Source organism: Carnobacterium pleistocenium FTR1 (assembly GCF_000744285.1).
Lineage (GTDB): Bacteria > Bacillota > Bacilli > Lactobacillales > Carnobacteriaceae > Carnobacterium_B > Carnobacterium_B pleistocenium.
In genome coordinates, this window is sequence record NZ_JQLQ01000002.1 from 123,102 (window position 1) to 138,352 (window position 15,251).

The 15,251-nt window shown below is 35.1% G+C and carries 12 protein-coding genes; 10 read left to right on the forward strand and 2 right to left on the reverse strand.

Annotated features, from left to right (window positions below):
* Nucleotide 1: 1 nt before the first annotated feature.
* The 4 genes from purH (at nt 2) to BP17_RS00765 (ending at nt 5,366) form a co-directional block, all read left to right on the forward strand.
* Nucleotides 2-1,543: a bifunctional phosphoribosylaminoimidazolecarboxamide formyltransferase/IMP cyclohydrolase gene (gene purH / locus BP17_RS00750; protein WP_035050977.1), complete on the forward strand. Its 1,542-nt coding sequence runs from the start codon at nt 2-4 to the stop codon at nt 1,541-1,543.
* 454 nt (nt 1,544-1,997) lie between these two features.
* Nucleotides 1,998-3,269, forward strand: a complete 1,272-nt coding sequence (gene purD, locus BP17_RS00755; RefSeq protein WP_035050978.1) for a phosphoribosylamine--glycine ligase — start codon at nt 1,998-2,000, stop codon at nt 3,267-3,269.
* 191 nt (nt 3,270-3,460) lie between these two features.
* Nucleotides 3,461-4,969, forward strand: coding sequence for a flavocytochrome c (locus tag BP17_RS00760; RefSeq protein WP_035050979.1), 1,509 nt, complete (start codon nt 3,461-3,463; stop codon nt 4,967-4,969).
* Between the two features lie 187 nt (nt 4,970-5,156).
* On the forward strand, nt 5,157-5,366 hold the full coding sequence (locus BP17_RS00765) for a hypothetical protein (RefSeq protein ID WP_035050980.1): 210 nt from the start codon (nt 5,157-5,159) through the stop codon (nt 5,364-5,366).
* A gap of 209 nt (nt 5,367-5,575) precedes the next feature.
* Here the strand turns inward: BP17_RS00765 and BP17_RS00770 are convergent, their stop codons facing one another.
* Nucleotides 5,576-6,556, reverse strand: coding sequence for an AraC family transcriptional regulator (locus BP17_RS00770; RefSeq protein WP_035050983.1), 981 nt, complete (start codon nt 6,554-6,556; stop codon nt 5,576-5,578).
* A gap of 459 nt (nt 6,557-7,015) precedes the next feature.
* Between BP17_RS00770 and rhaB the strand changes: the two genes are divergently transcribed.
* The 6 genes from rhaB to fucO all read left to right on the forward strand — a co-directional run bounded on the left by rhaB (nt 7,016) and on the right by fucO (nt 14,092).
* Nucleotides 7,016-8,479, forward strand: coding sequence for a rhamnulokinase (rhaB, locus tag BP17_RS00775; protein ID WP_035050984.1), 1,464 nt, complete (start codon nt 7,016-7,018; stop codon nt 8,477-8,479).
* Between the two features lie 13 nt (nt 8,480-8,492).
* Nucleotides 8,493-9,752, forward strand: a complete 1,260-nt coding sequence (rhaA, locus tag BP17_RS00780) for an L-rhamnose isomerase (RefSeq protein WP_035050985.1) — start codon at nt 8,493-8,495, stop codon at nt 9,750-9,752.
* 55 nt (nt 9,753-9,807) lie between these two features.
* Nucleotides 9,808-10,647 (forward strand): rhamnulose-1-phosphate aldolase, encoded by an 840-nt coding sequence (gene rhaD / locus BP17_RS00785; protein ID WP_035050986.1) that lies wholly within the window; start codon nt 9,808-9,810, stop codon nt 10,645-10,647.
* Nucleotides 10,648-10,783: 136 nt separating this feature from the next.
* Nucleotides 10,784-12,511 (forward strand): cytosine permease, encoded by a 1,728-nt coding sequence (locus BP17_RS00790; RefSeq protein WP_035050987.1) that lies wholly within the window; start codon nt 10,784-10,786, stop codon nt 12,509-12,511.
* Between the two features lie 48 nt (nt 12,512-12,559).
* Nucleotides 12,560-12,871 carry an L-rhamnose mutarotase gene (gene rhaM / locus BP17_RS00795; protein ID WP_035050988.1) on the forward strand — a complete coding sequence of 104 codons (312 nt, stop codon included), beginning with the start codon at nt 12,560-12,562 and terminating at the stop codon, nt 12,869-12,871.
* A gap of 66 nt (nt 12,872-12,937) precedes the next feature.
* Complete coding sequence (gene fucO, locus BP17_RS00800; protein ID WP_035050989.1) at nt 12,938-14,092, forward strand: lactaldehyde reductase; 1,155 nt, start codon at nt 12,938-12,940, stop codon at nt 14,090-14,092.
* A 175-nt stretch (nt 14,093-14,267) separates the two neighbouring features.
* Here the strand turns inward: fucO and BP17_RS00805 are convergent, their stop codons facing one another.
* Complete coding sequence (locus BP17_RS00805) at nt 14,268-15,182, reverse strand: AEC family transporter (protein WP_035050990.1); 915 nt, start codon at nt 15,180-15,182, stop codon at nt 14,268-14,270.
* Between the last annotated feature and the right edge of the window lie 69 nt (nt 15,183-15,251).

A 15,251-nucleotide genomic window follows, 5' to 3' on the forward strand; every position in this document is an offset into this window, starting at 1 on the left:
AGTGACAAGAGCATTGATCAGCGTTTCAGACAAAGCAGGTATTGTACCATTCGCACAAGCATTAGTGGCACAAGATATCGAAATTATTTCAACTGGTGGAACCAAGAAAGTATTGGAAGAGGCAGGTGTCCCCACAATTTCTGTTGAAGAAGTGACTGGATTCCCAGAAATGATGGACGGTCGGGTCAAAACATTGCATCCCCTTATCCATGGTGGTTTATTGGGGAGACGTGATTTACCCGAACACATGCTAGCAATGGAAAAACACCAAATCATTCCGATTGATTTTGTTGTGGTCAATCTTTATCCATTCAAAGAAACCATCAGTAAAAAGGATGTTACTTTAGAAGAAGCCATTGAAAATATCGATATCGGTGGCCCAAGCATGTTACGCAGTGCGGCTAAAAACTATGCAAGTGTGACTGTTCTGACGGATCCAGCTGATTATAGTAATGTCATCAGTGAATTGGAAGAAACAGGAGCAACGACTCTTAAAACACGTCAAGCTTTAGCTGCAAAAGTCTTCCGCCACACTGCGAGTTATGACGCCTTGATCGCGAACTATTTGACTGCCAGTGTTGGAGAAGCAGAACCTGAAAAATTGACATTGACTTATGATTTGAAACAAAAGTTACGCTACGGTGAAAACGGACATCAAGTGGCTAATTTCTACCAAGAAGCGCTCATTGTACCCTTCTCGATTGCCAATGCTCATCAATTACATGGAAAAGAATTATCATACAATAACATTAAAGATGCGGATGCGGCTATTCGTATCATTCGTGAATTCGATGAACCAGCAGTGGTTGCAGTCAAGCACATGAATCCATGTGGGGTAGGTATTGCTGAAACGATTGAAGAGGCTTTTGATCGCTGTTATGCAGCTGATTCCATCTCTATCTTTGGCGGGATCGTAGTTGCAAATCGTCCATTAGATATTGTGACAGCTGAAAAATTGAGTAAGATGTTCTTAGAGATCGTTCTTGCACCAAGCTATACAGAAGAAGCCTTAGCTATTTTATCAAAGAAAAAAAATATTCGGATCATGACCTTGGATTTCTCAACGGCAAAAGTAGGCGGCAAAGAAGTTGTTTCTGTATTGGGTGGTATATTGGAACAAACACAAGATATCAGTACCGAAGACATACCAGCTAATTGGGAAGTTATGACGGACCGTAAACCAACTGAAGAGGAAATGAACGCTATGGACTTTGCCTGGAAAATCGTTAAGCACGTAAAGAGCAATGCGATCGTGTTGGCAAATAGCAAACAAACTGTTGGAATCGGGGCCGGTCAAATGAACCGTGTCGGATCCGTTAAGATTGCAATCGATCAGGCCGAAGCAAGCAATGCTATCGAAGGTGCTGTATTGGCTAGTGATGCGTTCTTTCCTATGAATGATAGTGTTGAATTCGCAGCGCAACATGGCATCAAAGCAATCATTCAGCCAGGTGGAAGTATCAAAGATAAAGATTCTATTGAAATGGCAAATAAATATGGAATGACCATGATAAAAACAGGTGTGCGTCATTTCAGACATTAAGAAATAAACGAGCATGAGCACAGTTGAAATGCGTATTAGTACGCATTTCATTTGTTTTTACTGGATTTAGTTTCTGGATGCAAATCGGTACTAAACTAAGCCTAAATACAGCAGAAAATGACTAAGGTGTGGTTTGAAACAAGCTTGTTAAGAGTCGAGTAGCCGCAACGAGGGTAGTTCGAGTAACTCAAAGTCGATTTTCCATTTGAGTAACTACAACGAGCGGTAGTTCGAGTAACTCAAAGTGATTTTCCGTTTGAGTAGCTGTAACGAGCGGTAGTTCGAGTAACTCAAAGTCGATTTTTCGTTTCAGTAGCCGCAACGAGCGCTAGTTCGAGTAACTTCGAAATAGAAAATCATTTTGTTTTACTCTATTCTCAGATAGCTTAAAAATCAGACTAGTTATTAGTTTTCAAATACAATTTATTTAATAAAAAATTGGAGGATTTCGCAGATGAAACTTCTTGTTATCGGTAGTGGTGGTCGTGAGCATGCCATCGCCAAAAAATTTACAGAAAGCTCATTAGTAGAAACTGTTTATTGTGCTAAAGGAAATATTGGCATGGAAAAAGATGGGATCCAATTAGTTAACATCGCAGAAAATGATCATCAAGCATTGATTCATTTTGCAAAATCAGAAGAAATTACTTGGACTTTTATTGGGCCAGAAATAGCCCTATTTGAAGGGCTGGCAGATGCCTTCGAGCAAGCTGGATTAAAAGTTTTTGGACCAAGCAAAAAAGCAGCAGACTTAGAGTGTTCAAAACAATTTTCAAAAGATTTGATGAAAAAATATGCGATTCCTACTGCTGCTTATGAAATATTCGAAGACCATGATGCAGCTTTGGCTTATGTGGAAGAACAAGGCGTACCCATTGTCATCAAAGCAGATGGTTTAGCTGCCGGAAAAGGGGTAGTCGTTGCGATGACTCTGACGGAAGCAACGAATGCTTTAAGCGAGATGTTAGTAGATGGAAAATACGCAGCAGGCAAACCGAAAGTTGTGATCGAAGAATATCTCGAAGGTGAAGAGTTCTCTTTGTTTGCTCTTGTAAATGGCTCGAAATACTATTATACCGGAGTTGCCCAAGATCACAAACGGGCTTATGATGGAGATAAAGGACCGAACACGGGTGGTATGGGAGCCTATTCTCCAGTACCTCAAGTTTCTGAATCCTTGATCCAAGAAGTGTTGGAAACAGTTATAAAACCAACTGTTAATGCGATGGTTGCTGAAGGACGTCCTTTCAAAGGAGTCATCTACGCTGGATTGATCATGACCAAAAAAGGGCTGCGGGTCATCGAGTTTAATGCTCGATTTGGGGATCCTGAGACCCAAGTCATTTTGAACCAGCTGGATTCTGACTTGGCACAAATAATTGATGATATCTTGAATGAAAAAGATCCCGATATCAAACTACACACGGACCGCTACACATTGGGTGTTGTTGTTGCAGCTGAAGGTTACCCAGGAAAAATGGTAACCGATATCCCCTTGCCGCAACTGAATGTAGAAGGTTCAGGTTGTACTATTTACAATGCAGGCATGAAGAAAAAGAAAGGCAGTTTCGTTTCTGATGGAGGCCGGATTTTATTTGTTGCAGCACAAGGTTCAACCCTGCAAGAAGCGCAAGACAAGGCTTACCTTTATTTAACTGATAATCCAATAGCGCAAACATTTTATCGTTTTGATATTGGAGAAAAAGCCATTCAGTTTACCAAATAAGGACCTTGAAAAAAGGAGCCAGTTGCTAAATGTTTACTACTTTGATTCTTTTTTCTGAATTTTCTATAAGGGTTGTAAGAGTAACAGAGAATAGATTTTAAAACTCATAGATTATTTTTTCTATAAATGATAGGATAGAGTGAATAATTTGTGAATGATAAAGTGTATTGTTTATCTTTAAGGAGGAAATGATGAAAAAAAAGTTTTTTTGGTATGTTACATTCGTGTCTTGTACTGGTATTTTTCTAGCGTCCTACAAAACAGTTGAAAAAAACAAACAATCAAAAATTAAAGAAATTAAAGTTAAATCAAATACGTCAGAACAGACGTATGCTGATGTGAATGAGTTGAAAGAAAAATATGATATCATTATTATTGGCGCAAGTGGTGCGGGATTGACTGCAGCTATTGAAGCAAAAGATGCGGGACTGAATCCGGTTATCTTAGAGAAAATGCCGACTGCTGGAGGAAATACAGTGAAGTCATCAAGTGGGATGAATGCTTCAAACACTAAGTTCCAAAAAGCTGAAGGCATAAAAGATAGCAATGATGCTTTTTATGAGGAAATTTTAGCGGGCGGTCATGGGACAAATGATAAAGAATTGTTGCGTTATTTTGTGGATCACTCTGCCGCAGCGATCGATTGGTTAGACAAGAATGGCATCACGTTATCTAATTTAACAATAACTGGTGGTATGAAGCAAAAAAGAACCCATCGTCCAGCTGATGGTTCGGCAATTGGAAGTTATTTGATCAAAGGCTTATTAAAAGCTGTCCATAAACGAAACATTCCAATACTGGTAAATGCAGCTGTCATAGCTATCAATAAAAATGAGAATAAAGTTAATGAAGTAACTATTGAAATCAATGGATCAGAACCTAAAACGCTGACAGGTAAAGCAATCATAGTTGCTACTGGGGGATTTGGGGCAAGTAAAAAGATGATTGAAAAATTTAGACCAGATTTAAAAGGATATATAACGACTAATCAAAAAGGCAGTACTGGCGACGGCATCAACATGATTGAAAAGCTAGGTGGACAAGCGATTGATATGGATCAAATCCAAATTCATCCAACAGTTCAGCAAGAGGAAGGAATCTTAATAGGCGAAGTCGTTCGTGGCGAAGGAGCCATTCTAGTCAATCAAGCGGGAAATCGTTTTATTGATGAGTTAAATACGCGGGATAAAGTTTCTGCAGCCATTACTGATTTACCAGAAAAATCAGCTTATTTGATTTTTGATCAAGGGGTGCGTGACCGTGCAAAAGCCATCGAATTTTATGATAAAAAAGGGTATGTTAGCAGCGGTGGAGATCTAAGAGAGTTAGCAGAGAAAATCAATATAGAAGGCAGTCAATTACATAAAACGGTTGTCACGTGGAACGAAAGCATAGCTAATCAAGTAGACCAAGAATTTAATCGTGCCACTGCAATGGAAAACGACTTAACTAAACCAAGTTATTTTGCCATAAAAATTGCTCCTGGGATTCATTATACAATGGGAGGCATTAAAGCAAATACTCAAGCAGAGGTTTTGAATAAAGAAAACCAGCCAATTGAAGGGTTATATGCTGCAGGCGAGTTGGTTGGAGGGTTACATGGAAACAATCGTATTGGTGGAAACTCGGTAGCCGAAATTATTGTCTTTGGTCGCCAAGCTGGCCAGCAAGCAGCTGAATTTGTAAAAAAACACTATTAAAAATTAAACTCGATAAGGTTTTATTTAGATAAGAAAGAAATAACTGCAAAAGTGATAGAAGAATACTTCGTCTTTTTAATTGTGTCTAATCATGTTATAATGAAGAGCTTAAGGAAACGAAGGCTTTTAATTAGAACGGATGCCAAGTAAGCCTCCGACTAGCGCTAAAATATGGAGGTGTAAGAGAATGAAAAAACATTGGACTATTGATACTATTCAAGAATTTGTTTCAAAAAATTCAGATAGTAAGTTATTAACGACAGAATATCATGGTTTTTCGCAAAAGCTACAATTTGAATGTGCGTGTGGCAATCATTTTGAAAAATCATTTACGAAATTTAAAAATAAAAATCAACGTAAGTGTGAAGTTTGCCAACCTCTAAAAACGGCACTTTAAACCTAAAACAAATTAAAAAAAGTGTCAATTTCTCTTAAGAGAAGTTGATACTTTTTTTTGGTTATTTAACAAATGATGTCGATGTTCCAAAGGAGATTTTTTTTGAAATGAACGAACGAATTTGCTTGTGTAGCGTTAGAGTACTGCTCAGAATTCTTGATTCTTAATAGGACTACAGGCAATCATTATTTTTCAGAAATTAAAAGAGCTCACCTTAAATTTCTAACTTTATTTGGGGTAGTCTTAAAATATTCTCGATATTTTTTGTAAAATTGTGTTTTATTAAAATACCCAACATATTCTGCAATTGATTCAATATTTGCATTTGTTGAAAGAATTAATTGGTGTGCTTCTTTTAAACGTTGCTGAGTGACTAATTCTTTGAAATTTTTACCCGTCTTTTCTTTGATTAAGTTTGATAAATAATTTTTATTGTAACCTAATTCAGCTGCTAAACCGGATAAAGTGATGTCTCGATAGTTTCTTTCAATTTTTTGAAGCACTATTAGAGGTAAATCAAAGTTGGTAATACTATCATAAATTTTAGAGAGTTGTGAATGATAAACTTGAGATAGTTGTAAAAAGAGAACTTGAGAGTAGGAATTTAATATTTCTTTTGTCAAACGATGTTGAGAAAAAAACTCAATAATCATTTGTTCAAAGGTTATTTGTATTTCTGGATAATTATTAATATCTAAGATCAAAAAGTTATCTTGATAACCTGATCCTAAAATAGCGCTCATTAAAAAATTGTAAGTAAGACCGGAACTTTGGCTATCAATATTTTTAAGCATGTCAATGCTCATATCGCTTGTGTGGAATAAAAAATTGATTAACAAATCATTTTCACCTAATGGCTGTAATTCATGTTCACTATTAGTATCTAAAAGAAGTATTTGTTTTTCTTTCAAAATAATTTTTTCTCCATTGACTATTTGATTAGATTGGCCAGAAAGCATGTAATTGAACTCTAAAAATTGATGAGAATGTAATGGATAAGAGGCGAATCTACGATGTTTTCTAATAATAATACTTTGTGAATCATAAAACAAGTTTTCGCGAATAACTAAAGGTGAAAGCTCATTTATTTCATTTTCTTCTATAAATTCCTCAATGAAAATTCCTGTTTCTTTCTGTTTGATTTCTAATTTATCTAATGGTAAGAAAAATTTTTCAATGCTATTTTTCATTAACAACACATCCTGTAAAATTGATAGTTTAAGTATAACTTATTGATATTGTTTGTCAATTGTAAGCGTTCTATACTATTAATATACCAAATATATAAAACGAATACGGAATAGAATACGCTTTTTATCAATGGATATAGACTATTGAAAAGAATTTCACTGTAATTAGTAAGTTGAGTTTTTTATAGGATAGTATCTGTCAAAATGCTACTTATTGTAATGGAAATTTTTATTTTAATAAGTTTAATTACAAGTATATTGTTATTTTCTCTTGAAGTATGAACGTTATTATAGATTTCTTACTTTGCTTAATACTGAAGAAACTAAAGATAGCTACTTACTAGTTTTATTTAGAATAATAATGATAATTATAGTGAAATTTATCACGAATTATACTATTAAAGGCGAAGCATCAAATGATAATATGGTTTAACTAAAAAAAATTAGGAGGGTATAGTAGTGGATTACATTGCAGTCGATATAGGTGCTTCTAGTGGTCGCCTGATTCACGCAAATTTTCAATGCTTAGGAGGGTTTGAACTAGAAGAAATTCATCGTTTTAAAAATGGTTTTCAAGACAAAGAGGGTACTGATTATTGGAATTTTAATAATCTTGTAAATGAGATATTGGATGGTTTAGTAAAAGTAAAGAAAAAAGGTATTAAAGAATGCTATGTAGGCATTGATACATGGGGTGTTGATTATGGATTAGTAAATGAAAAAAATTATTTATTAGGTGATCCAATCAGCTACCGTGATAACCGTACTGAAAGTGTTCTACAGGATTTTTCTTTAAAAATGTCGTTAGAAAATTTATATAAAAAAACAGGTATTCAATTACAACCTTTCAATACAGCGTTTCAACTTTTCGTAGAAGACAAAGAAAAATTGGGAAAAGCAGATAAATTGTTACTGATACCTGATCTTTTGGGTTACATCTTTACAGGCAAAGCAGTGACAGAAAAAACAAATGCTTCAACTATGCAATTGTTAAATTTAAAATCTCATAAATGGGATAAAGATGTGCTAGAAGTTGTAGGAGTTGAAAAAGATATTTTCCCCCCACTTACAGAACCTGGACAAATATTAGGCGAGATTCAATATGATAAGTTTCCTAAGTATGATTTGCCAAAAGTTACTTTTATCACTGTTGCTTCTCATGATACAGCTTCTGCCGTGGTAGGAACACCAGGAGAAGGAGAAGAATGGGCATATATCAGTTCAGGTACATGGTCATTGATGGGCGTAGAAATTCCTGAAGGAATCTCTACCAAAGAAGCTTTTGATTCCAATTTTACAAATGAGGCAGGTGTTCAAGGAACAATACGCTTTCTTAAAAATATTATGGGGATGTGGTTGATTCAAGAAGTAGCACGGATGCAGGACTATAAATATAGTTATGCAGAACTTGCAAGTATGGCTAGTAAAGAGAAAAAATTCCAACAGTTTATCAACGTGAATGATGTTCGCTTTTTAAATCCACGAAATATGATTGAAGAACTGCAAGAATATTGTTATGAAACGAATCAAAAAGCTCCTAAAACACCTGGAGAGTTAGCTCGTTGTATTTATGATAATTTAGCATTGTGCTATGAAGTGGAATTAGAAAATCTAGAAAAAATCACTGGACGAAATATTTCTAAACTACATATAGTCGGCGGCGGTTCAAATAATAAACTATTGAACCAATTGACAGCTGATGTATGTAATATCGAAGTTGAAGCTGGTCCAGTAGAAGCAACGGCAATTGGTAATTTAATGGTACAAATAATTGCTACTAAAGGATATGGTACTTTAGAACAAGCTCGGGAAGATATTCGGAACTCAGTAGATTTAGAGATTCATCAGCCGCAATTTTCTTTAGAAATTGAGGAAGCAATTAAAGGTTATAAAAATTTTATTAATAAAAAACAATTAGTTTAAAGGAGAATGAAGGATGACAAATAAAGTAAATCAACGTTATGAAGATGCAAAAGTAAGATATGCAGCAATAGGTGTAGATACTGATAAAGCACTAGAAAGATTACAAGAAATCAAAATTTCAATGCACAGTTGGCAAGGGGATGATGTCACTGGTTTCTTAAACCCCGAGGGAGAACTAACTGGGGGGATTATGGCAACAGGAAATTATCTTGGTGCAGCACATACCCCTGTACAATTACGACAAGATTTAGAGATGGCGTATTCACTTATTCCAGGAAAACATAAGTTAAATCTACATGCTATGTATTTAGATACAGACGAAAAAGTTGATTTAAACGAAATTGAACCAAGACATTTTACAAATTGGGTTGATTGGGCGAAAGAACAAGGTTTAGGACTTGATTTTAATCCAACATTTTTTTCACATCCCATGATGAAGGATGGCTATACGTTAGCACATCCTGACAAAGAAGTTCGTGACTTTTGGATTGAACACGGTAAGCGCTGCCGGAAAATTGCTGAATATTTTGGCAAAGAATTAGGTCAAGTAAGTATTGATAACTTCTGGGTACCAGATGGTATGAAAGATAATCCTATTGATCGTTATAGTCCAAGAGAGCGCTTAATGGATTCGTTAGATGAAATTTTTAGTGAAAAAATAGATGAACGTTACACCCAAGATGCTGTTGAAAGTAAAGTATTTGGTTTAGGTGCAGAAGCTTACACAGTAGGTTCCCATGAATTTTACATGGGTTACGGGTTAACTCGCGATAAACTAATTTGTTTAGATGCAGGTCACTTCCATCCAACAGAAGTAATTTCTAATAAGTTAACATCACTTGCTATATTTAGTAAGGGAGTTATGTTGCACGTAAGTCGCCCAGTTCGTTGGGATTCTGATCATGTGGTAATTATGGATGATGAATTACAAGAGATTGGTAAAGAATTAGTGCGCAATAACTTATTAGAAAAGACCAATATCGGTCTTGATTTCTTTGATGCTTCAATTAACCGAATTGCAGCCTGGGTAGTTGGAACTCGTAATACACAAAAGGCTTTACTTAAAGCAATGCTCGAACCTATTCAAGAATTAAAAGAAATGGAATTAGAATTTGATTATACTTCACGCATGGTTTATACAGAGGAATTAAAAGATTTTCCTTATGGAGATGTTTGGAATTATTTCTGCTACAAAAACAATGTCCCAGTTGGAATGGATTGGTTAAATGAAGTTCAACAATATGAAAATGACGTGTTGAGTAAACGTGGTTAATATTATATAGAGAGTTAACTATAATATGTAGAATATAAAAAACGGAGGTACTACTATGAAAGCAAAAGATATTTTAGAATCAATATTCGTAAAAGAAATGATAGAAGTGACAACAAACTTGTACAACCATGGTTGGGATGAACGAAATGGAGGCAATGTTAGCTATTTATTAAAGGAAGAGGAGGTCATTCCTTATATTAATGTAAATAAAGTTATTCGTGAAATTCCAATGCAATTTGACGCAAGTGAGCTAGCCACAAAATTATTTTTAGTTACTGGATCAGGAAAATATTTTAAAAATGTTGAAAATGCCCCAGCTAAAAATATCGGCTTGATTCGTATTAAAGAAGATGGTATGTCTCTAGAATTACTTTGGGGGCTTGAAGATGAAGCTGTTCCTACAAGTGAATTACCAAGTCATTTAATGACTCACATATCTCGTCTTTCTGTTGATCCAAACAATCGAATAGTTATGCATTGCCATGCAAGTCATCTATTAGCAATGACTTATTCACATGACTTAGATGAAAAATCATTTACTCGTACTTTGTGGAAAATGTGCACTGAATGTTTAGTTGTTTTTCCCGAAGGAGTTTCTATAATTCCTTGGTTAGTACCTGGAACAAATGAAATTGGAGAAGCAACAGCTGAAAAAATGAAAGAAACACGTCTAGTGGTATGGCCTCACCATGGTATTTACGGTGCTGGTAAAGATATGGATGAAGTTTATGGATTAATTGAAACAGCTGAGAAAGCAGCAGAAGTGTACACTTATGTTCAATCTCAGGGAGGGATAAAACAGACTATTACAGATGAACAACTGTTAGATTTGGCAGAAGCATTTGGAGTTGTCCCTAGAAAAGAATTTTTAGAAAGTCCAATAGCTCTACACTAATATAAAATTGGGAAGGAAGCCGAATATTGAAGAATAAAATTGAAATTTAATTCATTTAAAGAATACAATTTCGTTTAATTATTCTTCATATCTATCGGCAAAAAATTCAATGAAATAATGGAGAAGAGGTAAAATAATGGAAGAAAAGTATTTAGAATTAGCACGTTCCGTACCTCAAGAGGACCGTCCAGTATCTAAGAATAAATTATCTGGATTAGGCAATTTCTTTGGTCTTTATGGAGGTGAACATATTGCAGCTACTGAGTTTGTGATCGGTGCGACAATGGTTACTTGGGGAGTGTCGACACGAGAAATTATTGTTGGATTATTAATAGGGAACCTGTTAGCTACATTAACTTATGCACTCCTTTGTGCTCCTATTGCAGTCGATACACGTAAGACACTTTATTCATATTTACGTGAAGTACTTGGTCCCTATATGCAAAAAATTTACAATATTGTTTGGGGATTAGCTTCTATTGCCATGGCCAGTTCCATGTTAAACGTGTCAGCTTCTGCATTAAGAGTAATATTTGGTATCACCCCTCAATTAGAATGGTATCCGACTAGTTTTAAATTTATTTTGCTGGTACTTCTATTAGGGGTTATCGTAACTATTGTTGCAGCAAATGGTTTTGAAGCGGTAGCTAAATTTTCTGCAATATGTGTTCCTTGGATGATTGCAATATTTTTTGCTGGTGCAATGATCAGCCTACCAGTATTGGCAGCCCAAACTGGTTACGGAGAGATTAATTCCTTGAAAGATTTTCTAAATATAGCGGATGCTAGTATTTGGACTGGTGCTGCTGTTAATGGTGGTGAAAGGTTGAGTACTATTCACGTAATTGGATTTGCATGGATGTGTAACCTTGCATATCATGGTGGATTGAATGATATGTCATTACTTAGATTTGCAAAGCGTTCTAGTTATGGATTTGTAACCGGTTACGGAATGTATGTTGGCCATTTTTTCGCATGGATAAGTGCTGGAATTATGGGTGCAACCGCTGCTAATGTATTAGGACAATCATTATTAGTTCTTGATTCAGGAGCAGTTATGAGTGCTATTTTTGGATTAACTGGCTTGCTTGCTGTTGTTGTAGCGGGATGGACCACAGCAAATCCTAATATTTATCGTGCTGCATTGTCATTTGGAACTTTTTTTCCTAAAGTAAGTATAAAAAAGGTTAGTTATATTGTTGGTATTTTAACTACTTTAATTGCAATGTTTCCTATTGTTGCTAATATCATGGTAATTGTTAATATTATTGTACTTGTTGTACCAACTATAGGTGCGATTGTTCTTGCTGAGCACTGGATTCTTCCTAAACTAGGTGGGACTCGTTACTGGTCCAAGTATAAGGGATGGAAAATAAATTACGCTGGGCTTATTGCATGGGGAATCTCTCTAATTTTCGTAATTATTGTCAGTGTAACTGGATTGATCCATTCTTACCTATTGTTCCTACCAAACTATCTGTTAGCAATGGGTAGCTACATTTTCTTTGCTCTTAGGATGGGTGCTCGAGAAGATTATACAGAGCAAGTGGAAGAAGATAAGAAACTGGCAGAAGCGATAGATATAATTAATGATGAAGAGAATCCTATTAAAGATAATGAAACACAAATTCTTCCTGGATTAATAAAAGGAATAAAGTTAACTTCCTATCTATTTTTAATTGTTTTGGTTGTTCTCTCAGTTTTAACCTTTAGTGGTAATTACTCCGTTGAAAGTATAAAAGCTACATCTATATGGCTTACATTTCTTTACTTTATTTTTGGAGGAGTTCCAACTATTTATAAACTTCGTTTAGAGAAAAATAGAAATAAACTAATAGAAAATCTAGAAAGAGAAACTGAGTAGTATTCAGAAACTGACAAGACAATTTTTTACTTAAGGGAGGAAAATCACATGGTGAAAATAGGATTCAAAATGAAAATTTATCCAGATAAACTGGAAGAATATGAAAAAAGACATAATCAACTCTGGCCTGAAATGAGACAAATGTTGAAAGAACATGGTGCAATCAGTTACTCAATATTTGCAGATCCAGAAACGAACTATTTATTTGGATATCTTGAAATAGATGATGAAACTAAATGGTCCAATACTGCTAATACCGAAATTAATCAAAAATGGTGGGATTATATGAAAGATGTGATGGAAACAAACCCAGATAATTCACCAGTAACAGTTGATTTGAAACAAGTTTTTGAAATATAGAAAAAGTAATCTTTGCTACTTTTTCTTACTAAATTATGCAAACAAACATACAAAGGGGAGAAAAAAATGTCAGTAAATCGTATGGTATTGAATGAAACATCTTATTTTGGTAAAGGAGCAATTAAAGAAGTTGCAATTGAAGTGAAAAAACGAGGATTTAAAAAGGCTTTAGTTGTTACTGATAAAGGATTAGTGAAATTTGAAGTAGTAAAAAAGGTAACAACAGTCTTAGATGAAGCTGGATTAAGCTATGAGATTTATGATGGTGTTGTACCGAATCCAACAATCGCTGACGTACAAGCAGGAGTAAAGGCTTGTAAAGCTGCAAAGGCTGATTATATTGTAGCAATTGGTGGAGGGTCGCCAATCGATACAGCAAAAGCAATTGGTATTATCATTAAGAATCCCAAATTTGAAGATGTCGTTAGTTTAGAAGGTGTTGCAGATACTAAAAATCCTGCACTTCCAATTATGGCAATACCTACAACTTCTGGAACAGCTGCAGAAGTAACAATTAACTATGTAATCACGGATGAATCCAACCATCGGAAATTTGTTTGTGTTGATCCTCATGATATTCCTATAGTTGCTTTTGTGGACAGTGATATGATGATGGGGATGCCAAAGGGTTTATGTGCTTCTACTGGTATGGATGCGTTAACTCATGCTATTGAAGGCTATATTACTAAAGGTGCTTGGGAAATGACCGATATGTTGCACATTAAAGCAATTAAAATTATAGGTCATTCATTACGTGATTCAGTTTCTGGCAAACAAAAAGCTCGTGAAGAAATGGCATTAGGACAATATGTTGCTGGTATGGGGTTTTCTAATGTCGGCCTAGGATTAGTACACGGTATGGCTCATCCATTGAGTGCTTGGTACAATATTCCTCACGGTGTTGCTTGTGCAACACTATTACCACTTATCATGGATTATAATAAAGATTTTACTGACAAAAAATATCTTGATATTGCAGTAAATATGAATGTTGAAGGAGTAGAAACTATGTCACTATCTGAAGTTCGTGACGCTGCTGTTCAAGCGGTAAAACAACTAGGTATTGATGTTGGTATTCCACAAAATATATCAGAATTAGGTGTCAAAATAGAAGATATCCCACAAATTGCTGAAGATGCATTTCGTGATGTCTGTACACCGGGAAATCCACGCGATGCTTCTGTAGAAGAAATTAGCGAACTTTATAAATCAATGCTGTAATTTATTTTTTAAGAAGCGTGAGTATTTAGCTCATGCTTCTTTTTTTCGCTTTAAAACTAATTAAAATGCGGTATCTAAATTTCTGGAATTTCGTTATCTAGAGGCAATACGATTGAATATGTTGATTTTTTGTACAAAAAGAGGTGTGAACGAATTTCTTCACCCACACCAAAAATCAGATACCCATAAAAACTAAAGCTATTGTCATTAAAACTAATGAAATAATGATACTGGTAGAAGACAAAAAGCCAGAAAGAGAAGTTTTGTTTCCATAAATGACCATATTGATAGTAGAAACCGTACCAATGGGTGCAAGTGCTACTAAAACCAAAGATAATCGAACAATTTTTGGTAAGGGTAACAAAAAATAAAAGACCAGTGCAAGTGAAATACCCAAAGCGTAACGAGTGAAAAGAAGTTTAGCTACTTTTGCTAAATCTACTCGGGAGATTTTGAATTCTAAGTAAAGACCAATCATAAACATTGATAGAAAAGCATTCCCGCTAGCAAAAATCGCAACTACAGAAAGAACATTTTCTGGAATTGTAATATTTACAATTGCCAAAATAATCATAGCAATATAAGCAGAAAAAGAAGGAGAACGAAATAGCTGGAAAATAACTTCCCATATTCCACGTGTTCCACGATTTTGCCCAGTCATTTTATCCGCTAGTAGTGGAGTTCCGCCAAAAAGCATTAATGCATTTCCTGTGTCAAAGCTTCCGATAAAGGGAATAGCTTGAGGGAAAAAACCTTGTACAAAAGGAATAGTGAAATTTCCAATATTGTAGCCTCCTTGACTGAATATCATAAGGGCTTGATCAGCTGAATTTTTTTTTCGCCAGATGAATCCGCCAAAAGTAATCAGAAAAAAATTTGCCAATAAGCCTAGCGACATCAGCAGTATTAAAGTAGAGTTGATTTCAACTGTATTAAATCCAATAATGATGGTGGCCGGCAAAGTTAAATTAAGAATGATTTTTGAAACGGTTTGTCCATCTTTTGCTTCTAAAAGACCGCCAACTTTAAATAAATAACCTACTAGAATGACTAATAAAAAGCTGATAGCCTGTGCAAATACAATGCCCATTAAAAAGTTCACTCCTTTTTTAGATTCAGTCTTAATGAGGGACTTTCCGCCTTACTTTTCTTAGTGTAC

What these genes read in the sequence shown, in the direction of transcription:
- purD (WP_035050978.1), top strand. Translation starts at nt 1,998, where the DNA reads ATGAAACTTCTTGTTATCGGTAGTGGTGGTCGTGAGCATGCCATCGCC.
- BP17_RS00760 (WP_035050979.1), top strand. Translation starts at nt 3,461, where the DNA reads ATGAAAAAAAAGTTTTTTTGGTATGTTACATTCGTGTCTTGTACTGGT.
- BP17_RS00765 (WP_035050980.1), top strand. Translation starts at nt 5,157, where the DNA reads ATGAAAAAACATTGGACTATTGATACTATTCAAGAATTTGTTTCAAAA.
- BP17_RS00770 (WP_035050983.1), bottom strand. Translation starts at nt 6,556, where the DNA reads ATGAAAAATAGCATTGAAAAATTTTTCTTACCATTAGATAAATTAGAA.
- rhaA (WP_035050985.1), top strand. Translation starts at nt 8,493, where the DNA reads ATGACAAATAAAGTAAATCAACGTTATGAAGATGCAAAAGTAAGATAT.
- rhaD (WP_035050986.1), top strand. Translation starts at nt 9,808, where the DNA reads ATGAAAGCAAAAGATATTTTAGAATCAATATTCGTAAAAGAAATGATA.
- BP17_RS00790 (WP_035050987.1), top strand. Translation starts at nt 10,784, where the DNA reads ATGGAAGAAAAGTATTTAGAATTAGCACGTTCCGTACCTCAAGAGGAC.
- rhaM (WP_035050988.1), top strand. Translation starts at nt 12,560, where the DNA reads ATGGTGAAAATAGGATTCAAAATGAAAATTTATCCAGATAAACTGGAA.
- fucO (WP_035050989.1), top strand. Translation starts at nt 12,938, where the DNA reads ATGTCAGTAAATCGTATGGTATTGAATGAAACATCTTATTTTGGTAAA.
- BP17_RS00805 (WP_035050990.1), bottom strand. Translation starts at nt 15,182, where the DNA reads ATGGGCATTGTATTTGCACAGGCTATCAGCTTTTTATTAGTCATTCTA.